At 71.1% G+C, this 21049-nt stretch carries 24 protein-coding genes and 1 pseudogene; 14 read left to right on the forward strand and 11 right to left on the reverse strand.

Going from position 1 to position 21049, the window contains the following annotated elements:
* The first annotated feature begins 1 nt into the window (after position 1).
* Genes FVE25_RS00470 through FVE25_RS00490 form a run of 5 tightly spaced genes read left to right on the forward strand, consistent with a single transcriptional unit; the run spans position 2 to position 4052 of the window.
* Positions 2 to 694: an alpha/beta fold hydrolase gene (locus FVE25_RS00470; RefSeq protein ID WP_157244350.1), complete on the forward strand. Its 693-nt coding sequence runs from the start codon at positions 2 to 4 to the stop codon at positions 692 to 694.
* Between the two features lie 19 nt (positions 695 to 713).
* Entirely contained in the window at positions 714 to 1592 is an 879-nt protein-coding gene (locus FVE25_RS00475; protein WP_157244351.1) for an ABC transporter ATP-binding protein, read from the forward strand.
* A gap of 31 nt (positions 1593 to 1623) precedes the next feature.
* Positions 1624 to 2349, forward strand: coding sequence for an ABC transporter permease (locus FVE25_RS00480; protein ID WP_157244352.1), 726 nt, complete (start codon positions 1624 to 1626; stop codon positions 2347 to 2349).
* Between the two features lie 12 nt (positions 2350 to 2361).
* Positions 2362 to 3450 carry a sensor histidine kinase gene (locus FVE25_RS00485; RefSeq protein ID WP_157244353.1) on the forward strand — a complete coding sequence of 363 codons (1089 nt, stop codon included), beginning with the start codon at positions 2362 to 2364 and terminating at the stop codon, positions 3448 to 3450.
* On the forward strand, positions 3447 to 4052 hold the full coding sequence (locus tag FVE25_RS00490) for a response regulator transcription factor (RefSeq protein WP_157244354.1): 606 nt from the start codon (positions 3447 to 3449) through the stop codon (positions 4050 to 4052). Before FVE25_RS00485 ends, FVE25_RS00490 begins: the two co-directional genes overlap by 4 nt.
* 125 nt (positions 4053 to 4177) lie before the next feature.
* Here FVE25_RS00490 and npdG read toward each other — a convergent pair whose 3' ends face one another.
* Together npdG and panB are read right to left on the reverse strand one after the other, a co-directional pair.
* Positions 4178 to 4834 (reverse strand): NADPH-dependent F420 reductase, encoded by a 657-nt coding sequence (gene npdG, locus FVE25_RS00495; protein ID WP_157244355.1) that lies wholly within the window; start codon positions 4832 to 4834, stop codon positions 4178 to 4180.
* A 38-nt stretch (positions 4835 to 4872) separates the two neighbouring features.
* On the reverse strand, positions 4873 to 5694 hold the full coding sequence (gene panB / locus FVE25_RS00500; protein WP_157244356.1) for a 3-methyl-2-oxobutanoate hydroxymethyltransferase: 822 nt from the start codon (positions 5692 to 5694) through the stop codon (positions 4873 to 4875).
* A 126-nt stretch (positions 5695 to 5820) separates the two neighbouring features.
* Here panB and FVE25_RS00505 point away from each other — a divergent pair, with 126 nt between their 5' ends.
* Positions 5821 to 7032 carry an MFS transporter gene (locus FVE25_RS00505; protein ID WP_157244357.1) on the forward strand — a complete coding sequence of 404 codons (1212 nt, stop codon included), beginning with the start codon at positions 5821 to 5823 and terminating at the stop codon, positions 7030 to 7032.
* A gap of 644 nt (positions 7033 to 7676) precedes the next feature.
* The gene (locus FVE25_RS00510) at positions 7677 to 8285 is read left to right on the forward strand and encodes a family 1 glycosylhydrolase (RefSeq protein ID WP_157244358.1); all 609 of its coding nucleotides are present in this window, start codon (positions 7677 to 7679) and stop codon (positions 8283 to 8285) included.
* Here FVE25_RS00510 and FVE25_RS00515 read toward each other — a convergent pair.
* The 4 genes and pseudogenes from FVE25_RS00515 to cutA form a co-directional block, all read right to left on the reverse strand.
* The gene (locus FVE25_RS00515; RefSeq protein WP_246266480.1) at positions 8277 to 8876 is read right to left on the reverse strand and encodes a TetR/AcrR family transcriptional regulator; all 600 of its coding nucleotides are present in this window, start codon (positions 8874 to 8876) and stop codon (positions 8277 to 8279) included. The two genes, FVE25_RS00510 and FVE25_RS00515, sit on opposite strands and share 9 nt — an antisense overlap.
* Positions 8873 to 9609, reverse strand: a pseudogene (locus FVE25_RS54870) (MBL fold metallo-hydrolase). The gene FVE25_RS00515 and the pseudogene FVE25_RS54870 overlap by 4 nt, the downstream one beginning before the upstream one ends.
* A 443-nt stretch (positions 9610 to 10052) precedes the next feature.
* A complete protein-coding gene (locus FVE25_RS00525; RefSeq protein WP_157244360.1) occupies positions 10053 to 10223 on the reverse strand; it encodes a hypothetical protein in 171 nt (56 codons plus the stop codon).
* A gap of 57 nt (positions 10224 to 10280) precedes the next feature.
* Entirely contained in the window at positions 10281 to 10601 is a 321-nt protein-coding gene (gene cutA, locus FVE25_RS00530; RefSeq protein WP_157244361.1) for a divalent-cation tolerance protein CutA, read from the reverse strand.
* Positions 10602 to 10702: 101 nt separating this feature from the next.
* Here cutA and FVE25_RS00535 point away from each other — a divergent pair, with 101 nt between their 5' ends.
* The 4 genes from FVE25_RS00535 (at position 10703) to FVE25_RS00550 (ending at position 13339) form a co-directional block, all read left to right on the forward strand.
* Positions 10703 to 11050 (forward strand): BlaI/MecI/CopY family transcriptional regulator, encoded by a 348-nt coding sequence (locus FVE25_RS00535; protein WP_157244362.1) that lies wholly within the window; start codon positions 10703 to 10705, stop codon positions 11048 to 11050.
* Positions 11050 to 11976, forward strand: a complete 927-nt coding sequence (locus FVE25_RS00540; protein WP_157244363.1) for a M56 family metallopeptidase — start codon at positions 11050 to 11052, stop codon at positions 11974 to 11976. Before FVE25_RS00535 ends, FVE25_RS00540 begins: the two co-directional genes overlap by 1 nt.
* A gap of 99 nt (positions 11977 to 12075) precedes the next feature.
* Positions 12076 to 12795 (forward strand): DsbA family protein, encoded by a 720-nt coding sequence (locus tag FVE25_RS00545; RefSeq protein ID WP_219825246.1) that lies wholly within the window; start codon positions 12076 to 12078, stop codon positions 12793 to 12795.
* Positions 12776 to 13339, forward strand: coding sequence for a vitamin K epoxide reductase family protein (locus tag FVE25_RS00550; RefSeq protein WP_157244364.1), 564 nt, complete (start codon positions 12776 to 12778; stop codon positions 13337 to 13339). The genes FVE25_RS00545 and FVE25_RS00550 overlap by 20 nt, the downstream gene beginning before the upstream one ends.
* A gap of 39 nt (positions 13340 to 13378) precedes the next feature.
* Here the strand turns inward: FVE25_RS00550 and FVE25_RS00555 are convergent, their stop codons facing one another.
* The 4 genes from FVE25_RS00555 to glnA all read right to left on the reverse strand — a co-directional run bounded on the left by FVE25_RS00555 (position 13379) and on the right by glnA (position 17883).
* Complete coding sequence (locus FVE25_RS00555) at positions 13379 to 13978, reverse strand: TetR/AcrR family transcriptional regulator (RefSeq protein WP_157244365.1); 600 nt, start codon at positions 13976 to 13978, stop codon at positions 13379 to 13381.
* 112 nt (positions 13979 to 14090) lie between these two features.
* Positions 14091 to 15629, reverse strand: a complete 1539-nt coding sequence (locus tag FVE25_RS00560) for an MFS transporter (RefSeq protein ID WP_157244366.1) — start codon at positions 15627 to 15629, stop codon at positions 14091 to 14093.
* A 148-nt stretch (positions 15630 to 15777) separates the two neighbouring features.
* Positions 15778 to 16242 (reverse strand): hypothetical protein, encoded by a 465-nt coding sequence (locus FVE25_RS00565; protein WP_157244367.1) that lies wholly within the window; start codon positions 16240 to 16242, stop codon positions 15778 to 15780.
* Between the two features lie 279 nt (positions 16243 to 16521).
* Positions 16522 to 17883 carry a type I glutamate--ammonia ligase gene (glnA, locus tag FVE25_RS00570; protein WP_157244368.1) on the reverse strand — a complete coding sequence of 454 codons (1362 nt, stop codon included), beginning with the start codon at positions 17881 to 17883 and terminating at the stop codon, positions 16522 to 16524.
* 151 nt (positions 17884 to 18034) lie between these two features.
* Between glnA and FVE25_RS00575 the strand changes: the two genes are divergently transcribed.
* The 3 genes from FVE25_RS00575 (at position 18035) to FVE25_RS00585 (ending at position 20080) form a co-directional block, all read left to right on the forward strand.
* Positions 18035 to 18580 carry an EF-hand domain-containing protein gene (locus FVE25_RS00575; RefSeq protein WP_157244369.1) on the forward strand — a complete coding sequence of 182 codons (546 nt, stop codon included), beginning with the start codon at positions 18035 to 18037 and terminating at the stop codon, positions 18578 to 18580.
* Positions 18581 to 18594: 14 nt separating this feature from the next.
* Entirely contained in the window at positions 18595 to 19551 is a 957-nt protein-coding gene (locus tag FVE25_RS00580) for a terpene synthase family protein (protein ID WP_181019406.1), read from the forward strand.
* A gap of 79 nt (positions 19552 to 19630) precedes the next feature.
* Positions 19631 to 20080 (forward strand): expansin C-terminal domain-related protein, encoded by a 450-nt coding sequence (locus FVE25_RS00585; RefSeq protein ID WP_246266677.1) that lies wholly within the window; start codon positions 19631 to 19633, stop codon positions 20078 to 20080.
* On the opposite strand, the gene FVE25_RS00590 is transcribed toward FVE25_RS00585, so the two are convergent.
* The gene (locus tag FVE25_RS00590) at positions 20024 to 21010 is read right to left on the reverse strand and encodes a DUF5937 family protein (protein ID WP_157244371.1); all 987 of its coding nucleotides are present in this window, start codon (positions 21008 to 21010) and stop codon (positions 20024 to 20026) included. The genes FVE25_RS00585 and FVE25_RS00590 overlap by 57 nt on opposite strands.
* Positions 21011 to 21049 lie beyond the last annotated feature (39 nt).

The raw sequence follows: 21049 nt of genomic DNA on the forward strand, positions 1-21049 counted from the left end.
CATGCAGGCGACCTACGTACTCGTGCACAGCCCCTCCGTCGGACCCGCCACCTGGCTGCCCGTGGCCGGGAAGCTCGGGCGGGCCGTGGTGCCCGACCTGACCGCCGTGGGTACGGGCGCCCCGCCGTACTGGCCCAGGGTGGTCGAGGCGGTCCGCTCCGCCGTACCCGACGAGGGGCCGCTCGTGCTGGTCGCGCACAGCAACGCCGGGCTCTTCGTGCCGGTGATCAAGGAAGGGCTGGGGGAGCGGGTCGTGGCCTGCGTGTTCGCCGACGCGCACCTGCCGCCGCGGTCCGGGCTGGTCAAGGTGGCGGGGGAGGAGTTCCTGCCGTTCCTGCGCGAGCTGGCCGGGCCCGGCGGGGTGCTGCCCCGGTGGAGCGAGTGGTGGAGCGAGTCCGACGTCGTCGCGATGCTGCCCGATCCGGTCGCGCGGGAGCGGGTCGTGGCCGAGCAGGCGCGGTTGCCGCTGGCCTACTACACCCAGCTTGTGCCGGTTCCCGCAGGGTGGGACGCGGTGCCGTGCGGCTGTCTCTGGTACGGCCCGCCGTACGACGAGGTCGCCGAGGAGGCGGCGGGGCGGGGCTGGCCCGTCACCCGGGTGCCGGGGGGACATCTGCAGCAGGTGACCGATCCGGGGTCCGTCGCGGAGGCACTGCTGAAGGTCGTGAATTCTTCACTGTTCCCGGCACGGTGAACGCCCGACGATCGGAGGCATGACAGCCATCCGGGTATCCGGCCTCGTCAAGCGCTACGGCGCCTTCGAGGCCGTCAAGGGCGTCTCCTTCGAGGTCGCGGAAGGGGAGATCTTCGCGCTGCTCGGCCGCAACGGCGCGGGCAAGACGACCGTGGTCGAGGTGCTGGCCGGGTTCCAGCGGCCCTCCTCCGGCACGGTGCGGGTGCTCGGGCTCGACCCCGCCGGGCAGCGGGGGGAGGTGCGGCGGCGGACCGGGGTCATGGTGCAGGAGGCGGGGTTCTTCCCCGACCTGACCGTCGCCCGCACGGTCGAGACCTGGCGGGACTTCACCGCCGCGCCCCGCCCGCCGGCGGAGGCGCTGGACCTCGTGGGGCTGGCCGGCAAGGCGCGGACCAAGGTGCGGCAGCTCTCCGGCGGGGAGAAGCGGCGGCTCGACCTGGCACTGGCCACGCTGGGCCGTCCCGACGTGCTCTTTCTCGATGAGCCGACCACCGGCATGGACCCGGAGGCCCGGCGTGACACGTGGGAGCTGGTGCGCTCGCTGGCCGCCCAGGGGACCACGGTCCTGCTGACCACGCACTACCTGGAGGAGGCGCAGCGGCTGGCCACGTCGATGGCCATCCTCGACGCCGGGGAGATCGTCGCGGCGGGCGGGATGGCCGAGACGCTGGCCGCGCAGAGCGGGCGGGTGGCCTTCCGCATGCCGCCGGGCGTGGATCCCGGCGAGCTGCCGCTGCCGGTCACCCTCGACGGCGAACTGGCGATCTGCCGGGCCGGCGACCCCGACCTGGCCGCGCAGACGCTGCTGAGCTGGGCCGCCGCGCGCGGACTCCGGCTGACCGGCCTCGACGTGCGCGCCGCCACCCTCGAAGACCTCTTCCTCGACAGCAGCCTCTGATGACTCCCGCCTTCCCCGATCGGAGCCGTACATGACCTTCGCCGCCACCTACAAGCTCGGCGCCCGGCTGTTCTGGCGGGACAAGGCCATGCTGGCCGCGTCCGTGGTCACCCCCGCGGGGCTGGCCGTCGGCATGCCGGTGCTGATGCGGCACGTCCAGGCCGACGGCGTGGCCGCCGCCACCGAGATCTTCCGCGGCTCGGCCGCGATCATCCTGTCGCTGACCGCGTTCATGAACATCGCCGTCGCGCTGAGCACGCGCCGCGACCAGCTCATCCTCAAGCGCCTGCGCGCCACCCGGCTGACCGACGGGCAGATCCTGGCCGGGGAGATCGCCAGCACGGTCACGCAGGCGGTCGTGGTTCTCCTGGCCTGCCTGGCGGCGGTGATGGTCCTGGCCGAGGTGCCCTTCCCCGCGCACCCGGCCGCCTTCTTCGGCGCGGTGCTCGGCGGCGCGGTGACGATGGCCCTGCTCGGCGCCGCCTACACCGCCTTGATCCCGCGCAGCGAGCTGGCCGCCGCGATGGTGATGCCGTTCTTCCTGGTCTGCGCCGTGGGCGCGGGCGGGATGGGGCCGCTGGTGCAGTACCTGCCCGGCTGGCTGCAGAACGCCTTCGGGCTGCTGCCGACCAGCGCGGTCGTCCACGCGATGCGCACCGGCGAGCTCGCCATGCCCGCGCTCAACCTGGCCGTCTGGACCCTCGTCGCGCTGGTCGCGATCCGCCTGCGATTTCGCTGGGAACCCCGGCGCTCGTAGATTTGCCGTACGATGACCGCTTCCTCCGTCCGGCGCCTGGCCACCTGGCTGATCGTCGCCGTCTCCGTCGGCTACCCCGCGCTCGGCCTGCTCTACCTGCTCGCCGGCCGGCTGGACGCCTCCCTGATCGTCCTGTCGGCCCTGGCCGGCTGCGGCCTGACCCACTTCGTCAACATGCGGGCCGCGCTGCGCGGGACCCGGCCGCCCTGGTTCCCCCTGTCCGTCGTGGCGCAGGCCGTCGTCACCTACCTGCCCGACCCGTTCCTGCCCGCCGGCTGGTCCGGGGTGACCGCCCAGCTGCTGGCCTGCACGTTCCTGCTCCTGCTGCCGCTGTGGGCGGCGCTCCCGCTGGTCGGCCTCATGACGGTCGTGGCCGGGGGAGGGGTGCTGGCCTCGCTCGGCATCCCCGTCGTCGCGGCCCTGTACGGCCTGACCGTCCCGCTCACCGGCGTCATGGTCCTGGTCGTGGTCCGCCTCGTCCACGCCACCCGCGATCTGGAGTCGGCCCGCGCCGAGCTCGCCGAGGCCGCCGTCCTCAAGGAGCGCCTGCGCATCTCCCGCGACCTGCACGACGGCCTCGGCCGCAGCCTCACCGCGATCGCGCTCAAGGGCGACCTGGCCGCCCGCCTCATGGACCGCGACCCGGGTACGGCTCGCGCCGAGGTCGGCGACCTGGTCAAGGTCGCCAGGGAGGCCGCCCAGGACGTGCGGCAGGTGGCCCGCGGCTACCGCAGGCTCACCCTGGGCGGCGAGGTCCAGAGGGCGGCCGCGCTCCTGGAGGCGTCCGGGGTGAGCGTCCAGGTCAACCTCGCCGCCACCGAGCCGCCCCCGCCCTCGCCCTCGGAGGAGACGCTGGCCTGGGCCGTACGCGAGGGCGTCACCAACGTCCTGCGCCACAGCACCGCCACCACCTGCACCATCACCACGGCCGCGCACGCGGGCCGGCTCCGGCTGGAGATCGTCAACGACGGCGCGGCCGGCGCCGGGCCTTCGGGCGGCGGCCTGCTGGGCCTGTCAGAACGGGCCGCGCAGGCGGGCGGCACGATGAGCGCCCGCGCCGAGGACGGCGCCTTCCGGCTCAGCCTGGAGGTGCCCGCGTGATCAGGGTCCTGCTGGCCGAGGACATGCACATGATCCGGGCCGCCCTGACCGCGCTGCTGCGGCTGGAGCCGGACATCACCGTGGTGGCGGAGGTGACCAGGGGAGACGAGATCGTCCCCGCGGCCCTGGAGCACCGGCCGGACGTGGCGATCGTGGACATCGACCTGCCCGGTGTGGACGGCATCACGGCCGCGGCCGAACTGCTCGCCCGGGTGCCCGGGTGCCGGGTGCTCATCCTGACCGCGCTGGGACAACCCGGGCAGGTACGGCGGGCGCTGGCGGCCGGGATCACCGCGTTCCTGGTCAAGGACGCGCCGGGGGAGCGGCTGGCCGACGCGGTGCGGCGGGCGCACGCGGGGCTGCGGGTGCTGGACGCGGAACTGGTCAGCTCGGCCATGGAGTATGGCGAGAGCCCGCTGACGCAGCGGGAGACGACGGTGCTGCGGGAGGCGGCCCGGGGAGTGACGGCGGAGGAGACGGCCGGGCGGCTGCATCTGTCGCCGGGGACGGTACGCAACTACCTGACGTCGGCCATCACCAAGACCGGGGCGCGGAACAAGATCGACGCGATCCGGATCGCGCAGGATGCGGGGTGGTTGTGAACCACTTGGGTGGGTTCGGGGCGTCGTGGCGGCGGGACGTCCGTCCGACGTGAGAAGCGCCCGACGATCGGGCGCGACGCACGCCGGAGGGAGGTGTCTTGGCGGCTCCGCCGTAAAGGCTGGGTTTATACGTCGGTGAGGCGGATGCCGGCGTGAGCCTTGTAACGGCGGTTGATGGAGATGAGGTTGGCCGTGAACGCCTCCACCTGGTGGGCGTTGCGCAGGCGGCCGCCGTAAATGCCGCGAACGCCCGGGATGACCCCCGCCAGCGCCTGGACGATGTCCGTGGCCTCGCGGTCCTCGCCCAGCACCAGCACGTCCAGATCGACCTTCTCCACCGTCTCGTCCAGCAGCAGGACGGCCGAGACGTGGTGGAACGCGGCCACCACGCGGCTGTCCGGGAGGACGGCGGCGGCCTGCTGGGCGGCGCTGCCCTCCTCCACGGGCAGCGCGTAGGCGCCCTGCTTGTCGAACCCGAGCGGGTTGACGCAATCAACCACGATTTTTCCGGACAACTCGGTGCGCAGAGACTCCAGCAGCTCCTTGTGCCCCTCCCACGGCACCGCCACGATCACGATGTCCGCCTCGGCCGCCACCTCCGCGTTGCCCGCGCCCCGGGCGCCGGAGCCGATGGACTCCGCCGCCTGCTGCGCCCGCTCCGCGCTGCGCGACCCGATGAGCACCGGATGCCCGGCCAGCGCGAACCTGCGCGCCAGCCCCTTGCCCTGGTCTCCGGTGCCGCCCAGGATGCCGATCGAGAGTCCGCTCACGTCTGTTGTCATGGGTCAGATCATGCCAGCCCGCCCGGCGACGGCCACGCTCAGGTGTAGGTGTGCTCCGGCGCGGGGAACACCCCCGCACTCACCTCCGCCGTGAACTCGCGTGCCGCCCGGTCGAGTTCGTCGGCCAGCGCCGCGTACGCCTTGACGAACTTGGCCGGACGCTCGGTCAGACCCATCATGTCCTGCCATACCAGGACCTGGGCATCGGTGGACGGCCCGGCGCCGATGCCGATCGTCGGAATCGAGAGCGACGTGGTCACCCGCTCCGCCAGCTCGTTCGGCACGCACTCGAGCACCACCGCGAACGCGCCCGCGTTCTCGAGATCCTTGGCATCGGCCATGAGCTCGTCGCCCGCCTGCCCGCGCCCCTGGACCCGGTACCCGCCGAACGCGTTGACCGACTGCGGCGTCAGCCCCAGATGCCCCATGACCGGCACCCCGGCCGACACCAGCAGCTCCGCCTGCGGCAGCACGCGGCGCCCGCCCTCCAGCTTGACCGCGTGCGCCCCGGCCTCCTTCATGAACCGCGCCGCCGTCTCCAGCGCCTGCGCCGGAGACGCCTGATAGGACCCGAACGGCAGATCCGCGACCACCAGCGCCCGGGACGACCCGCGCACCACGGCCGCCGTCAGCGGCAGCAGATCCTCGATCGTGACCGGCAGCGTCGAGTCGTAGCCGTAGACGACCATCGCCGCCGAATCGCCCACCAGCAGCACCGGCACCCCGGCCCTGTCGAAGGCGCGGGCCGTCATCGCGTCGTACGCGGTGAGCATGGCCCACTTCTCCCCGCGCTCCTTGGCGCCGGCCAGATCGCGAACGGTGACCCGGCGGCCGGACACGCCGCCATACAGAGAGGACATGGATAACCCTCCAGAAAGTCTCGAGTCGCCCCAGTGGCGTACCCGGACGTCTTCGATGATGCCTTACCCCGAAGGGGAAATGTCAGCCTGGTCCGTCACAATAGGGGGCGGAGGTCAGTAATAATCATGGCGATCGAACCTTACCGACGGCTGCTGCGCGTCCCCGGCGTCCGAACTCTCCTGCTGGTCGGCCTGCTCGCCCGCATCCCATCCACGGCCACCGGCATGGCCCTGACCCTGCACGTGATCCACTCGATGGACGCCGGCTTCGTCAAAGCCGGCCTGGTCACCGCCACCAGCACGATCGGCATGGCCATCGGCTCGCCCCTGTCCGGCCGCTTCGTCGACAAGTACGGCCTGCGCCCCGTTCTCATCACCACCACCCTCGCCCAGGCGGTCTTCTGGAGCACCGCGTGGGCCATGCCGTACCCGGTGCTGGTCGTGGCCGCCTTCGCCGCAGGAGTCCTGGCGCTCCCGGTCTTCAGCGTCATCCGCCAGTGCCTGGCCGCGATGGTCCCCCTCGACCAGCGGCGTAGCGGCTTCTCCCTGGACTCCATGCTCGTCGAACTGTCCTACATGACCGGCCCCGCCCTCGCCGTCGCCGGCATCACCACAGCGGGCAGCGGCTGGACCATGGCCGTCGTCGCCGCCGGCATGATCGGCTCCGGCACCGCCCTGACCATCCTCAACCCCCCCACCCGCTCCGCCGAGGAACTGGAAGCCCCGCAGTCCCGCGTCCCGCGCGCCCAGTGGCTCACCCCCGCCTTCATCGCCCTCCTGGGTACGGCTGCCGCCGCCACCTTCATCCTGACCGCCTCCGAACTGTCCCTGGTGGCCGCGATGAAGCACACCGGCCAAGTGCCATGGGTGGGCTTGGCGGTGGCGATCTGGTGCGTGTATTCGCTGGCCGGAGGCTTCATCTACGGCGGCCTGTCGAGGGGCTTCTCCCCCTTGCTCCTGATCGCCCTGATGGGCGCGCTGACCATCCCGGTGGGCCTGGCGGGCGCCGACTGGCGCTGGCTCCTGCTGGCGCTGTTCCCCGCAGGCGTCCTGTGCGCCCCGGCCCTGTCCTCAACGGTGGACACGGCCAGCCGCTGGGTCCCGGCGGCCGCGAGAGGCGAAGCCATGGGCTACCACGGCACCGCCCTCCTGATAGGCGGCGCCACCTCGGCCCCCGTGGCAGGCGCCATCATCGACCGATACGGCCCAGGCTGGGCCTTCGCGGCAGCCGGAGCGGTAGGCGTCCTGATGGTCCTGATAGCCCTCCCCTTGTGGCGCCGCCGCCCAACCGCCACCCCCCAGCCCACCCTCCCCGAAAAGGCAAGGTCCTTCACATAGGGGCGCTTCGCGCCTGAGGCTCGGGCTGTGTCGAGTGGAGGACCAAGCCGGGGGCCCCGCCCCCGGACCCCCAAAGGCATGGTCCTCCCTTTGGAGCGCTTCGCGCTTGGGCGCTCGGGCAGTTCTAAGGCGGGGCCAAGCCCCCACACCCCAGCCGGGGGCCCCGGCCCCCGGACCCCCGAGGTGTGGGCCGGATATGTCAGCGCTTGCGGCAACCAATCCAGAGTCGACGGTGGCCAAGAGGTGCTTTCTTCAAGAAGTGGGACGGTGTTCCGGCCTACACGCCGCGGATTGCTCTGCCGCGTTCGGATGAATGGTCGGTTGGCAGGCGTCGAAGCCTTGACGCATTCCGATACCTGTCCAGATCCGCCGGCGACCTTCGACACGATCATCATGTGGGCCACCGGCATCAGCGACTCGCCGAAAGCGTCGCGCGGCTTCGTTCCTGGGGTGACGATCCTCGTCGACCCCGAGCGCCTTGCGTTACCGCGCGTTCGGTACCGGGCAAGACGTCGCAGGACCTGTCCCTTGGGCGGAACGCCGCGCAACTGGAGAAGGTGAAGGCTGAGCATGAGCAGTCAGCACCCCCCGCGTACTCGGCTAGTTCTCCTCGACCTCGATGACCTTGGCCCTGAGCTTCGATGATGAACTCGGGGTCGAGGCCCCCAGTCGCCGAGGGCGATCTGGCCACCATCTCCACCCCGATCGACTTCCTCGGCGTGGTCTACTACCTCCGGCTCGCGGTCGGCGACGCGGCGCTCGCCGAACCCGCCGGCGACGACATCCCCCAAGGCTTCGGGATCGCCGACCTGGCCGCGATCGAACGCCAGGAGACCGTCCTGGCCGACCTGCTGAACGTGCGGGTCGCCGAGCCCGCGGGGCCGGTCACCGGGCTGGGGTGGGAGATCGCCCCCGACGGTCTGACGAACGTCCTGTGCGCGCTGCGCGATCGGTACGGCGAGCTTCCCCTGTACGTGGCCGAGAACGGCGCCGCCTTCCCCGACACGGTCACGGCCGGCGGAACCGTCGAGGACGCCGCCCGCGTCGCCTACATCCGCGACCACCTGCAGGCCGCCCATCGGGCCATCCGAGCCGGCGTCGACCTCCGCGGCTGGAGCGTCTGGTCCCTGCTGGACGATCCCGACCACCGCTTCGGGCTGATCCACGTCGACCGAGCCACCCAGCGCAGGACCAGCAAGGTCTCCGGGCACTGGTATCGCGAGGTGATCGCGGCCAACGGCCCGTCACTGTAGCCGCAGCAGCCGGTCGGCCTGCTGCAGGACGGACTCCAGGTAGTCGCGGTCGGTTGCGGCGTCCGGGTCGATGAGCATGCGGTACATCACCGCCCCCACGACCATGTCGATCACGGTGTCGAGGTCGGCGTCCGCGGCCGGCAGGCCGTCGGCGCGGGCGCGGTCGAACGCGGCGTGGATCGCCTTGCGGCGGGGCCGGATGTAGTGCTCGCGGTAGGCGGCCAGCAGCGACGGCTGGGTGACGCTGGAGCCGATGAGCTGGGCCAGGATCGCCCGGAAGCGGGTGTCGCCGAACGTGCGCACCCAGGAGTCCATGAGCCTCTCGTCGACGGACGCCGCTGAGGTGCCGGCCCACAGGTCCGCTTCCGGGGTGAGGGTACGGGCCCGCTCGATCGCCTGGGTGAGCAGTTCCTCCTTAGACGACCAGCGCCGGTAGACGGTCACCTTGGCCACGCCCGCGCGTTTGGCGATCTGCTCGATGCCGGCGCCTTCCAGGCCGCGCTCGACGAACAGCTCCAGCGCCGCCTTCATGATCGCATCGTCGGCCTCGGGGTCGCGGGGCCTGCCCCGGGTACGCCGCGGGCCGGTCACCGGAACTCCACCCGGCCCGGTCCGGCGCCGGAGGCGGGCGGGGCGAAGCGGGGAGCGTGACCGGGCCGCAGCCGCCAGACGGGGGTGAGCACGGCCTCCATGCGGGTGCGCAACGCCTGCAGCTCCTTCTCGCCGAGCGGCCCCAGCCCGGCCTGGTAGGGGGTGTTGTCGTGGGCGAACAGCGGCACGATACCGGGGTCGGCGGCCAGCAGGTTCTGGATGCGGCGGGCCGCCTCGATCTGGTGGACGGTGTCGGCGCCGCCGATGGTCATCTGGCGGACCTGATCGACGGCCAGATGGGGCAGCGTGTAGAGGGTGTCGCCCATGAACAGCACGCTACCGGCGCCCATGCGCAGCAGGACGCACATGTGGCCGGGTGAGTGGCCGGGCGTCGGCAGCAGGATGACGCTTCCGTCGCCGAAGTGGTCCTGGCTGCGGGAAAGGCGCCGAAGGCGCCGGACCAGTCGCGGCGGTCCATCACGACCCGCGCCCGGGGCAGGTAGCGCAGCCCTCCCGCGTGGTCGTCGTGGACATGGGTGAGGAAGACCGTGCGGATCTCGCCGATCCCGTAGCCGAGCCGGGCGAGCCGGGCGAGCCGGGCGAGCCGGACTCGCAGATCCTGCCCGGGACTCATCAGGTACTCGTCGCGCTCGGTCAGCAGGCGCGAGGTCAGGTCGTAGTACCCGTCGTGATCGTGCGCCTGCTCCCAGTTGACGCCGGTGTCGACCAGCATGGGGCCGTGCCGGGGGTGGTCGATGAGGTAGGCGTGGACGGGGCGCGGACGGCCGCCTGCCGCGCCTGCTCGCCTTGCGTCGCCGTCTCCTGGCGCCGCCGTTCCACGTGGCCGCCCGACAGCGCGCTGAGCGCGCCCAGCACCAGCCCCGCGCAGCCTGCCAGGAAGGCCCGTCTGGTGGGCCGCGGGCCGCCCGCCGTACCCGCAGACGTACGGCTGCCGCCCAGGCCAGGCAGGCCGCGGCGGCCAGGGCGAGCAGCACGGGCAGGTCCGTGACGTGGTAGACGACCGCGAGGTAGAGCCCCAGCGTGCCCAGGGCGAACGGGAACGCCAGAACGCGCCGGGGCCACAGCAACAGCCCGGCCAGCAGGAGCCCGTAGGGCACCAGCAGGGGGAGCGGGACGTTCTTCAACCGCAGGATGATCAGCCAGACGCCCCCGCCGTCAGGGCGAGGAAGTCGAGGGCTGTGCCCCGGCTGCCGGCGAACTGGTCGACGCCACCCACCGCAGGGCTGCGCGGGCGGGCTGGAGTTCGCCGAGGCCGTCGTGGAAGACCCCGCCGCCGGTGAACTCGGCGAGCAGCCGGGGGAAGCCCTCGTCGAGGAGTGGCCGCACCGCTTCCGCGTGGTACCGGCGCGCGAGCTCGAGGCCCGGGATGAAAGCCGGCCCGTCCTAGACCTGGTCGGGCGTGTCGAGCCAGCGCAGGTACTTGGCGCTGCCCGCGACGATCGCGGTGGCGGTGATCTCCGGCGTGTCGTAGGGATGATTGGCGGATATGTGGGCCTCAAGGGCGGGGTAGTCGGGTTCGGGGGTCTTGATGATGAGCAGCCACTCCTGGGCGTCGTCGATCTTGCCCTGCCACCAGTACATCGAGCGCATGGGGCCGACGACCTGGACGCACGCGGCCAGCCGCGCCACCAGGATGCTCTGGGCCAGGGTCGCGGCCGTGCCGGCGCTGTCCACGGTCGTGAGCACGTGCAAATGCCCGGTCATTGCCCCATATTTTCCGGATTTATCGGCATATGGAAGAGGGGATCAGCACCCCGCCGAACCGTCTACCGTAGAGCGAGGACCAGGGAAAGAGGGGTGCGGCGGTGCGGCTCGGCAGTTTGGAGCGCTCGGTCATGGAGGCGCTGTGGGCGCACCCGGACGGCATGCTCGCCCAGGACCTCGCCGACGCCCTGCCCTCCCGGCCCGCCGTGACCACGGTCCTGACCGTTCTGGTACGGCTCTCGCGCAAGGGCCTGGCGACCAGGGAACGAGCCGGGCGGGCCCACCTCTACCGGGCCGCGGCCGGCAAGGACGCCTTCGTGGCGGAGGCCATGCGCGAGGCCCTGGACGAGGCCGGTGACGTCGAGGCCGCGGTCAGCCGGTTCGTGGGCACGGTCTCCCCGGAGGTGGCCGCCGCCCTGCGCGCCGCCCTGGAGGGCCGGGACCGGTGATGTTCTGGCTGGTCGCGGCCGGTGTCGCCCTGGTGCCCGTGGCGCTCGGCGGCCGCGCGGCCAAGGCGCTGGCCGCGGCGGCATGGGCCCGGCGGCACCCGCGGGCCGCGCTGGTCCTGTGGCAGGCGATCGGCCTGGCCGGGGGCCTCGGGGCCGTGGGCGTGGGGCTCGTGGCGGCGGTCGCGCCCCTGGCGGCGGCCTTTCCCCACGGGATGCACACGTTCCTGCACCAGGTGCTCGACGGCCGCGCCCTCGACGGGCTGGGCCCGGCCCACTCCCTGGCGCTGGCCTGGTCGGCGGGGCTGCTCGCCTGGCTGGCCGCGTGCACGATCCGCACCGCCGTACGCACGGTGGCCGAGCAGCGCAGGCAGCGCACGCTCGTGGACGTGCTGGCCGACGGGCATGGCGACGACGTGTACGTGCTGCCGGGCGCCGAGCCGGTCGCGTACTGCGTCCCGGGGCGGCGGGCCAGGATCGTCCTGAGCCGGGGCGCCCTGGACCTGCTCGACCAGACCGAGCTGGACGCGGTCCTGGCCCACGAGCGCGCCCATGCGCGCGGGCGCCACGATCTGTCCCTGATGCCCTTCGTGGCGCTGGCCAGGGCCTTTCCCTGGCTGCCCGCCGCGCGGATCGCCCGCCGAGCCGTACCCGTGCTGCTGGAGATGATCGCCGATGACCGGGCGCGGCGGGTGAGCGGCGACACGGCGCTGGCCCGCGCGATCGTGCTCATGTCCGCGACCACGCCGGAGGCCGCGTTCGGCCTGGCCGAGGAGGGCGTGGTGCACCGCGTGGAGCGGCTGCTGAGCCGGGGCCGGGCGGGCCGATGGACGCCCGCGGCGGCGTACGCGGCGGCGGTGGCGCTGCTGAGCGGGCCGCTGGCCGTGCTGGTGGCGCCGGTGGTCTGCGGCATGTTCTGGCCCGCCTGACCGCCTCTCCGGGTGAACCGCGGGACAGACCACTGCCCTCATCTTCTACGCTAGGTAGAAATCATCTTCTACTCAACGTAGAACTCCACGGGAGGATACGTGTCCTACCAGCAGGAGCGGGCCCAGGCACGGCGTGCCAAGATCGAGGCTCTGCGCGAGGAGGACGAACGGCAGCGCGCCAGAAAGCGCAACGTCGCCTTCGTCCTGTCCGCCATCGCGGTCTTCGCCGTGGTGGTCGCCGCCGTCCTGGTGATCACCAGAACCGGTGGCGAGCAGGCCACCCAGGGCCCGCAGGTCGTCCGGCCGAACAGCCACCGCCTTCAGACCGCCCAGGACGGCAAGGTCACGCTCGTGGAGTTCCTGGACTTCGAGTGCGAGGCGTGCGGCGCCGCCTTCCCCGTGATCGAGCAGCTCCGCAAGCAGTACACCGGGAAGGTCACCTTCGTCGCCCGCTACTTCCCGATCACCAGCCACTTCAACGCCGAACGCGCCGCCAGGGCCGTCGAGGCCGCGGCGGGGCAGGGCAAGTTCGACGCGATGTACCAGCGGATGTACCAGACCCAGAAGACCTGGGCCGAGAAGCAGACCCCGGCCGACAAGCTCTTCCGCGAGTTCGCGCAGCAGCTCGGCCTCGACATGACCGCCTGGGACAAGGCTTACAACTCCCCGCAGACCCTGGCACGCATCAACCAGGACGTCGCCGACGGGCAGAAGCTCGGCGTCGAGGGCACCCCGACGTTCTTCCTCAACGGCCAGAAACTGCAGCCCAAGTCCACCGACGACATCAAGGCGGCCATCGATGCGGCCCTCGCCAAGTGAGCCGTTCCCGCGGCTGCTGCCGTACCTGCTGCTGATCGGCGGCGGTATCGGGCTGGTCGCGGCGTTCGTCCTGGCGGTCGAGAAGATCGCGCTGCTCAAGAACCCGGAGTACGTGCCGAGCTGCAGCATCAACCCCGTGCTGTCCTGCGGCTCGATCATGTCCACGTCGCAGGCCGAGCTGTTCGGCTTCCCGAACCCGCTGCTGGGCATCGCCGGCTTCGCCATCGTCACCACGACCGGCGCCGCCCTGCTTTCCGGGTTCGCGCCGAAGCGGTGGTTCTGGATCGGGCTGCAGCTCGGGGCCACCGCCGGGATCGTCTTCGTGCACTGGCTGATCTACCAGAGCCTCTACGTGATCGGCGCCCTGTGCCCGTACTGCATGATCGTGTGGGCGGTGACCATTCCGATCTTCCTCTACGTCACGCTCCGGAACTTCGGGCGCTCGTTCTCCCGGCACCACGTGATCGTGCTCACGCTCTGGTACCTGGCCGTCCTCGCGCTGATCACGGTGCGCTTCTGGACCTACTGGAGCAGCCTGATCTGAGTACGGCCCGGCCGGCTCTCCGAGCGGAAGAGCCGGCCGTCAGGGGGCGATCCCGGACAGCACCTGGTCCACGATCCGCTCGGCCAGCCCGGCGTCGTCCTCGACCTGGCCCCACTTCGTGTACCAGATGATCGTCCCGCTGAGCATGGCCATGGCCAGCTCAGGATCCAGGCCGGGCAGCAGCTCGCCGTTGGCGATCCCGCGCTCCAGCACCGCCCGCATCGCCGCCCGCCGCGGCTCGATCGCCAGCTTCCGGAACTTGTCGAACAGATGCGGATACCGATCCGACTCGCTCATCGCGATGTTCATCACGCACCGCGTCCGCACCTGCCCGGACTCGGTGCGCATCTGGTCGATCATCGTCACCAGGTCGTCGCGCACCGACTCGCCCGCCAGCGGCGGCACCGGCGCCTTGAGCGCCGCCAGCGCGGTGGCGACGAGGTCCTCCTTGTTGGACCAGCGCCGGTAGATCGTCGTCTTGCCGACGCCGGCCCTGGCCGCGATGGCCTCGATGGACAGCTCGGAGATGCCCATGCCCTCGCCGATCAGGTCGAGGGTGGCCTCGACGATGGCCTTCTCGGCCTTCTCGCTGCGCGGCCGGCCCGCGGGACGGGCGGCCGCCGCATCCTGCATCGTCATCGCGGCCTCACTCCAGCTGTCGGGTGCACGTCTCTACCAAGTCTCTCCCGGCTCGCGGTGTTCCCGTTCCCGGGCGAGCCGCCGAAAACCCTATCAAGATCATGACGAGCGGTCAGGCCATGGCCGGTTCCTTCTCCTCCACCTGCAGGACGGCCGGCGTCTTGCCGGGCATCCACCTGGCCACCACGAAGACCCCGGCCAGCGCGATCACGGCCGAGGCCAGCGCGGTCAGGTGCATGCCGTCGAGGAAGGCGTCGAACGCCGGGCCGAGGATCGCCGGGTTGCCCTGGGCGGCCGCGACCGTGTTGGTGATGGACTCGCCGGCGGCGTGCCGTACACCCTCGGGAAGGGCGGCCAGCGCCGGCGCGATCTCGCCGCGGTAGGCGGAGGACAGGACGGCGCCCAGGACGGCCACGCCCAGCGCGCCCGAGACCTGGCGGACGGTGTTGCTCATCGCGGAGCCGACGCCCGCCTTCTCGCGGGGCAGCGCGTTCATGATGGCGGTGGTGGCGGGCGGCATGATGTTGGCCATCGCGGCGCCCTGGACGAAGAAGACGATCTCGATGACGACGACCGGGGTGCTCTGGTCGAACAGCGCGTAGCTCGCCAGGACCAGGGTGATGATCGTCATGGCGACCGTCGAGGAGCGCTTGGCGCCGAAGCGGTCGTTGATGCGCTGGCTGAGCGGCGCGAAGATCAGCTGCGCGGCGGCGAACGGGATCATCATGGCCCCCGCCTGCAGCGCGCTGTAGCCGAGCACGATCTGCAGGTAGAAGGTCAGGAAGAACATCCCGCCCATCATCGCGAAGAAGACGATGCCCATCATGCCGATGGCGGAGGTGAAGGCCACGTTGGAGAAGCTGCGCACGTCGAAGACCGGGTGGTCGATGCGACGCTCCCACCAGACGAACGCGGCCAGCACGAGCACACCGGCCAGGGCGGGCGCCCAGACCTGGGCGCTGGTGACGGTGCCGAGCTCGCCGCCGCGGATGATGCCGTAGACGATCGCGACGAGGCCGATGATCGACAGGACCACGCCGACCGGGTCGAGCCTGGAGGGCCTGGGGTCACGCGACTCGGGCACGAGCGTGCCGATGAGGATCATGCTGACGATCACGATCGGCACGTTGATCAGGAAGACGGAACCCCACCAGAAATGCTGGATGAGCAGCCCGCCGGTGATGGGCCCGACCGCCACGGCCAGACCGACGCCACCGGCCCAGATGCCGATGGCCTTGCCGCGCTCGTGGGCGGGGAAGACGTTGGAGATGATGGCCAGCGTGGCCGGCATGATCGCGGCGCCGCCGATGCCCATCGCCGCCCTGGCCAGGATCAGCTGCATCGGATCCTGGCTGTAGGCGGAGGCCAGGGAGGCCAGGCCGAACAACAACATGCCGATGAAGAGCATGCGCTTGCGCCCGGTTCGGTCACCGATGACGCCGAAGGTGAACAACAACCCGGCGAAGACGAGGGTGTAGGAGTTGATCGCCCACTCGAGTTCGCTCTGGGTGGCGCCGAGCCCTTGTATGGGGTCGGCGATGGTCTTCATGGCCACGTTCAGGATGGTGTTGTCGAGCACGACCGCCAGCAGGCTGAAGACCAGCACGCCGAGGATCGTCCACCTGCGGGGGTGTCCTGTGGAGGCTTCCATGGGAGTCCTTAGTTTCGATACGGGAAAGTTTCGCAACGTCACCGTATCGCATAGCATTCCGATACGCAACGGTCCCGTTTCGAAAGCTGGACGCGAGGACGCGGCCGACGTCCCCAGGCCCTCCCGTACGACCGCCTCGTCGACATTCTCAATCCCGGTACACCTTGACGGTAAAAGTCCAGGAGCCCGATTCCCCGATGTGATCTGGCTCGACATTCATGAGGAAAGCCAGCCGGACGCTGGAGCCGCCGTTGTATTGCGTGCACGTCAGCAATCGATGGTAAGGAAAGAGGTCGCCGACCCAGCCTCCGGGATGATTGTTGTAACGCAGAATCGCACTGTACTGAGGAGCGCCGGGCACCCACCAATTACTGGGTGCGGCGATTCCGTTTCCGCCGGGCCCCACCCACTTCTTCGCGTCTTTGAAATACATCGGCCCCGAGGCTTCGGATATCCGGATGACATCGCCGTGACGAATGCCGTTCGGTGCTTGGTCGCCGTACGGCACGGGTGGGAAGCCCATGGCTTGACGTTGTGCTGGATCATGCCGGCTACCAGGTTGGAGAGCAGGCCGATGGCCGCCAGAACAAAGGCGATCAAGAGCATCGGCCATACATCGAGCATGCCGATACTGTAGCCCTGCGGACCCGTCGCGACAGCCTCAGCGAGAAAACCGGCAGCGTGAAAGGCGAACAGATCGACTCGCGGTGCTTCGGCCTGCTATGCGGCGGCGGCAACGCTCGGCTTTCAGCTTTCCCCGGCCTTACTCGGAGAATGGCGGGAACGCCACGCAGGCAGTACGCCGAAAGGCGGCCGGACTCAACATGCCCCGTCCTCGTGGCGGTAGTGATCGAAGCCAGGCACCCCGGGAACGCGCACTCCTCTGCCGCGGCTAGAGCACCGGCAGGTAGCGGCCCAGTTCGAACTCGGTGACCTGGCGGCGGTACTCCCGCCACTCCGTCCGCTTGTTGCGCAGGAAGAAGTCGAAGACGTGCTCGCCCAGCGTCTCGGCGGCCAGTTCGCTCTGTTCCATGACCCCGATCGCCTCGTCCAGCGACTGGGGGAGGGGCCGGATGCCGAGGGCGCGGCGTTCGGCGCTGGTCAGGGTCCAGACGTTGTCCTCGGCGGCGGCCGGGAGTTCGTACCCCTCCTCGATGCCCTTCAGGCCGGCGGCCAGGATGAGGGCGAAGGCCAGGTAGGGGTTGCAGGCGGAGTCGAGGGAGCGGAACTCGATGCGGGTCGAGCCGGCCTTGGCGGGCTTGTACATGGGCACGCGGACCAGCGCGGAGCGGTTGTTGTGGCCCCAGCAGATGTAGGAGGGAGCCTCGCCGCCCTGTCCGGCGATGGCCTCGGCGCCGCCCCACAGGCGCTTGTAGGAGTTGACCCACTGGTTGGTGATCGCGGTGATCTCGGCGGCGTGGCGCAGCAGGCCGGCGATGAAGGAGCGGCCGATCTTGGACAGCTGGTACTCGGCGCCCGCCTCGTAGAAGGCGTTGCGGTCGCCCTCGAACAGCGACATGTGGGTGTGCATGCCGGAGCCCGGGTAGTCGGTGAACGGCTTGGGCATGAAGGAGGCCCAGATGCCCTGCTCCAGCGCGACCTCCTTCATGACCAGGCGGAAGGTCATGATGTTGTCGGCCGTGGTGAGCGCGTCGGCGTAGCGCAGGTCGATCTCCTGCTGGCCGGGGGCGCCCTCGTGGTGGCTGAACTCCACCGAGATGCCCATCGACTCCAGCATCATGATCGCCTGGCGGCGGAAGTCGTGGCCGGAGCTGTGGGGGGTGTGGTCGAAGTAGCCGCCGGCGTCGATCGGCTCGGGCTTCTCGCCGGCCACCGGGCGGTTCTTCAGCAGGAAGAACTCGATCTCCGGATGGGTGTAGAAGGTGAAGCCCATGTCGGCGCACTTGGCCAGCGTGCGCTTGAGCACCCAGCGCGGGTCGGCGTGGGAGGGCGAGCCGTCCGGCATCAGGATGTCGCAGAAGATGCGGCCGGCGCCGGGGCTCTCGCTGCGCCAGGGCAGGATCTGGAACGTCGACGGGTCCGGCTTGGCCAGCATGTCGGATTCGTAGACCCGGGCGAAGCCCTCGATGGCCGAGCCGTCGAAGCCGATGCCCTCGGCGAAGGCGCCCTCGAGTTCGGCGGGGGCGATGGCGACGGACTTGAGGAAGCCGAGGACGTCGGTGAACCACAGCCGGATGAACCGGATGTCGCGTTCCTCAAGCGTGCGGAGCACGAACTCCTGCTGGCGGTCCAAGGCAGCCCCTCATGTGACAGTGGTGGTTAGGTACAGGATGCCGTGTCCGTGTTTCGCACACGTTACGAGGCCGTCCGGTGCGTGGCGCACTGACAAACCACGCGCGTCGACCTAATGTGATCACGCAGATCAGTCTCGGGGGAGGCATTTCGTGGCTATCGACCTGCGCAATCACAAACTCGACCGGGCCTTCGAGCACATCGAGGTCAGCGGGGCCGGCGAGATCGAGCGTGCGGACCTGCTCGGGCTGGGCGCGCGCATCCTGGTCGGGTTCGGGGAGTCGCCGACGTCGGCGGCCGGGACCAGGCTCGTCGACAGCTTCGACGGGATCTGGGCCGCCCTCTCGGAGGCCCTGGGCCGGGACCAGCAAACGCGCATGTCCCGGGAGGACTTCCACGCCGCGATGGCGACGGCCTTCATCGAGGGCGAGGGGTTCGACACGGTCTTCCGCCCCGCGATCCAGGTGGTGGCCGAGTTGTGCGACGCCGACGGCGACGGCCTCATCGGGCCGGCCGAGTTCCGCACGATGCTGAGCGCCTTCGGCACCGCCTACGACGACGTGGACGAGGCATTCGACCGGCTCGACCGGTCCGGGCGCGGCGTGCTGGCGGTGACGGAGCTGGTCGAGGCGGCCCGGCAGTACTACGTCGGCGACGATCCGCACGCCTCGGGCAACTGGCTGTTCGGGCCCCTGTGATGGTGATCGCGTCGATGCGGGACGCGCTGCGTTCCGTGCTCACGAGGAAGCCGCTGCTGCCCGCGCCGCGCCGGGGCGGCGTCCCGGCCGAGGCGCTGCTGCCGCTGGTCGAGCGGGTCCCGGCGATGGCCGAGCCCTGCCGCATGCACCCGTCGGTCTACGCGATCGAGGCCGCCGTCATCGACTGGGCCCGAAGGACGGGGCTGCGCGCCGACCCGGCCGTGGGGTTCCACCGGATGGCCGGGCGGGCGTTCGCGGAGTTCGACGCCGCCGCGGCGGCGTTGTTCGCGCAGTGGCTGACGTGGTTGTTCCACTTCGACGACGAGCTCGACGAGGGCCCGTGCCCGCTGGAGATCTTCCAGGGTCTCCTGGAGGGTACGGCGCAGCATCCGCTGGAGGCGGCGTTCGCCGATCTGTGGCGGGTGACCAGTGCCCGGATGAGCAACCGGTGGCGGGCCAGGTTCGCCATGGGGTTGCAACGTCAGCACGACGCCTGCCGTACCGAGGCCAGGAACCGGGCGACGGGCCGGATCCCGACGATCGAGGAGTACCCGGCGCTGCGCCGGGGCACGGTCGGCCCCTACCTGTACGACCTGGTGGAGCCGTGCCTGCGGGTGGAGGTGCCCGCTTGGGTGCACGCCTGCGACCCGTGGCGCGACCTGGTGGAGGCGTGCAGCGACACGATCGCCTGGTGCAACGACGTGGCCTCGCGCCCGAAGGAGCAGGGCGACGCGCACAACCTGGTCGTCATCGCCATGCACGAACTGGGGCTGGAGGAGTGGGAGGCGACCGCCTGGGTGCTGGACCGCATCGAGGAGCGCTGCGCGGACATGCGCGACGCCGCCCGGCTGCTGCCCCTGGACGAGCTGGAGCCCAAGGAGGCCCGCGACGCCAGCAAGGTGGCCTGCGCCTACTTGGCCGCGCCGCGCGCCCACCTGGACTGGCTCCTGGAGTCCGCGCGCTACACGTAACGTGATCGGCCGTTCGCGCTATGTACTCATCGTGGGACGGCACAGGCGGCGTGGGCGGCGGGGTCTCGGCGTGATCGCGATGCTCGGGGCGGCGGGGGTGGCGTTGTGGACGGTGCACCTGCTGCGCGCGCCCGCCTGCGCGACGCCGGTGCCCGGCCCCGAGCCGGCCCGGCCGCTGGCCATCGTGGTGAAGCCGGGCTCGGACGAGGAGTGGCTGGCCGTCCAGGTGCTGGACCACGGCAGCCCGCTGCGCAGCGTCGAGGTGCGCGTGGACGGCAGGTGGCGTGACCTGCGGCGGCGCGCGGACGGCACGTGGGTGGCGCGCGACGGCGCGGGCGACGGCCCGTTCGCGTTCCGGGTCACCGACGTGCGCGAGCACAGGAAGACGGTCGAGGACCTCGATCTCGCGCCGGGCAAGGTGCAGCGCACGGGCGTCTTCCTGTACGGCGGCGCCGTCCCGTCACCCCCGCCGTCACCCGCGCCGGCGCCCGCTCCCGCAGCTGCCGACAGCCAGCGCGTCACCTGTTGAGGTGCGCCGGTAGACGACCTGCTTGCCGACGCGCAGGCCGACCGCGAGGCCGCCCTCGCTGAGCACGCCGAGGTGCTGGCTGACCGCGCCCGGCGTGAGCGCCATGCGGCGGGCCAGGGCGGAGGTGGTGGCCGGTTCGGCGAGGGCCAGCAGGATCTGCGCGCGGCTCTTGCCGATGAGGGCGGCCAGTGCGCCCGGGGCCGGCGGCGGGCCGTCCTCCCACAGCGTGCCGACGCCGCGTACCGGGTAGATGAGCGCGGACTGGTACGGCGCGGACATGACGGCCACCGAGGGCCAGTAGAAGGCGCTGGGCACCAGCACGAGGCCGTCGCCGTGCAGGCCCTCGATCAGGCACCAGGGGCGGTCGATGAGGAGCTGCTCGCCGGTCCAGACGACGCCGGGGTCGAGGGAGGCGAACAGTTCACGGGCGCCGCCGGTGGCCAGTTGCCGCGAGCGGCGCAAGACGTCGCGTTCGAGCAGGCCGTAGACGCGCGGCCAGTACTCGGCGAAGCAGGTGTCCCAGTACGCCTGGAGGGCGGCCGTGACCCGCCGGATCCCGGCGGCCGGGTCGGCCCGGAAGCGCGCAATGGCCGGCGGGTCGACGTCCGCGAGCTTGACCGTCTCGGCCGCGGCGGTCTCCGGCGGCGTGTGCCGTACGCGCTCGAGCTCCTGCGCGAAGTCGGGCAGGGGGGTGTCGGGCGGCGGGGTGAGGAAGTCGGCGATGTAACCCTCGGCGGGCACGAGGGCGAACACCTCGGCCATGTCCAGCTCGGACAGGCGCGGGCGGACCGCCTTGATCCACGGCAGGTGGATCGACTGGCGGGCGGGGTCCTGGAGCGTGCGGACGCTGGCCACGAGCTCCCACAGCGGGGAGAAGCCGAAGCGGATGCCGGCCACGTCCTCGGGGCGGAGGGTCCACGTGATGGCCATACGATTTAGTGTGCACTAAATGGTTGGCTGTCCGAAACG

It is taken from the genome of Nonomuraea typhae, from assembly GCF_009760925.1.
Taxonomy (GTDB): domain Bacteria; phylum Actinomycetota; class Actinomycetes; order Streptosporangiales; family Streptosporangiaceae; genus Nonomuraea; species Nonomuraea typhae.

Bases quoted from the DNA above. Each gene is read 5' to 3' on its own strand.
- FVE25_RS00470 (WP_157244350.1), top strand. From the start codon at position 2: ATGCAGGCGACCTACGTACTCGTGCACAGCCCCTCCGTCGGACCCGCC.
- FVE25_RS00475 (WP_157244351.1), top strand. From the start codon at position 714: ATGACAGCCATCCGGGTATCCGGCCTCGTCAAGCGCTACGGCGCCTTC.
- FVE25_RS00480 (WP_157244352.1), top strand. From the start codon at position 1,624: ATGACCTTCGCCGCCACCTACAAGCTCGGCGCCCGGCTGTTCTGGCGG.
- FVE25_RS00485 (WP_157244353.1), top strand. From the start codon at position 2,362: ATGACCGCTTCCTCCGTCCGGCGCCTGGCCACCTGGCTGATCGTCGCC.
- npdG (WP_157244355.1), bottom strand. From the start codon at position 4,834: ATGACAACAGACGTGAGCGGACTCTCGATCGGCATCCTGGGCGGCACC.
- panB (WP_157244356.1), bottom strand. From the start codon at position 5,694: ATGTCCTCTCTGTATGGCGGCGTGTCCGGCCGCCGGGTCACCGTTCGC.
- FVE25_RS00505 (WP_157244357.1), top strand. From the start codon at position 5,821: ATGGCGATCGAACCTTACCGACGGCTGCTGCGCGTCCCCGGCGTCCGA.
- FVE25_RS00510 (WP_157244358.1), top strand. From the start codon at position 7,677: ATGAACTCGGGGTCGAGGCCCCCAGTCGCCGAGGGCGATCTGGCCACC.
- cutA (WP_157244361.1), bottom strand. From the start codon at position 10,601: ATGACCGGGCATTTGCACGTGCTCACGACCGTGGACAGCGCCGGCACG.
- FVE25_RS00540 (WP_157244363.1), top strand. From the start codon at position 11,050: ATGTTCTGGCTGGTCGCGGCCGGTGTCGCCCTGGTGCCCGTGGCGCTC.
- FVE25_RS00550 (WP_157244364.1), top strand. From the start codon at position 12,776: ATGCGGCCCTCGCCAAGTGAGCCGTTCCCGCGGCTGCTGCCGTACCTG.
- FVE25_RS00555 (WP_157244365.1), bottom strand. From the start codon at position 13,978: ATGACGATGCAGGATGCGGCGGCCGCCCGTCCCGCGGGCCGGCCGCGC.
- FVE25_RS00560 (WP_157244366.1), bottom strand. From the start codon at position 15,629: ATGGAAGCCTCCACAGGACACCCCCGCAGGTGGACGATCCTCGGCGTG.
- FVE25_RS00565 (WP_157244367.1), bottom strand. From the start codon at position 16,242: ATGGCCGATGCTCTTGATCGCCTTTGTTCTGGCGGCCATCGGCCTGCT.
- FVE25_RS00580 (WP_181019406.1), top strand. From the start codon at position 18,595: ATGCGGGACGCGCTGCGTTCCGTGCTCACGAGGAAGCCGCTGCTGCCC.
- FVE25_RS00585 (WP_246266677.1), top strand. From the start codon at position 19,631: ATGCTCGGGGCGGCGGGGGTGGCGTTGTGGACGGTGCACCTGCTGCGC.
- FVE25_RS00590 (WP_157244371.1), bottom strand. From the start codon at position 21,010: ATGGCCATCACGTGGACCCTCCGCCCCGAGGACGTGGCCGGCATCCGC.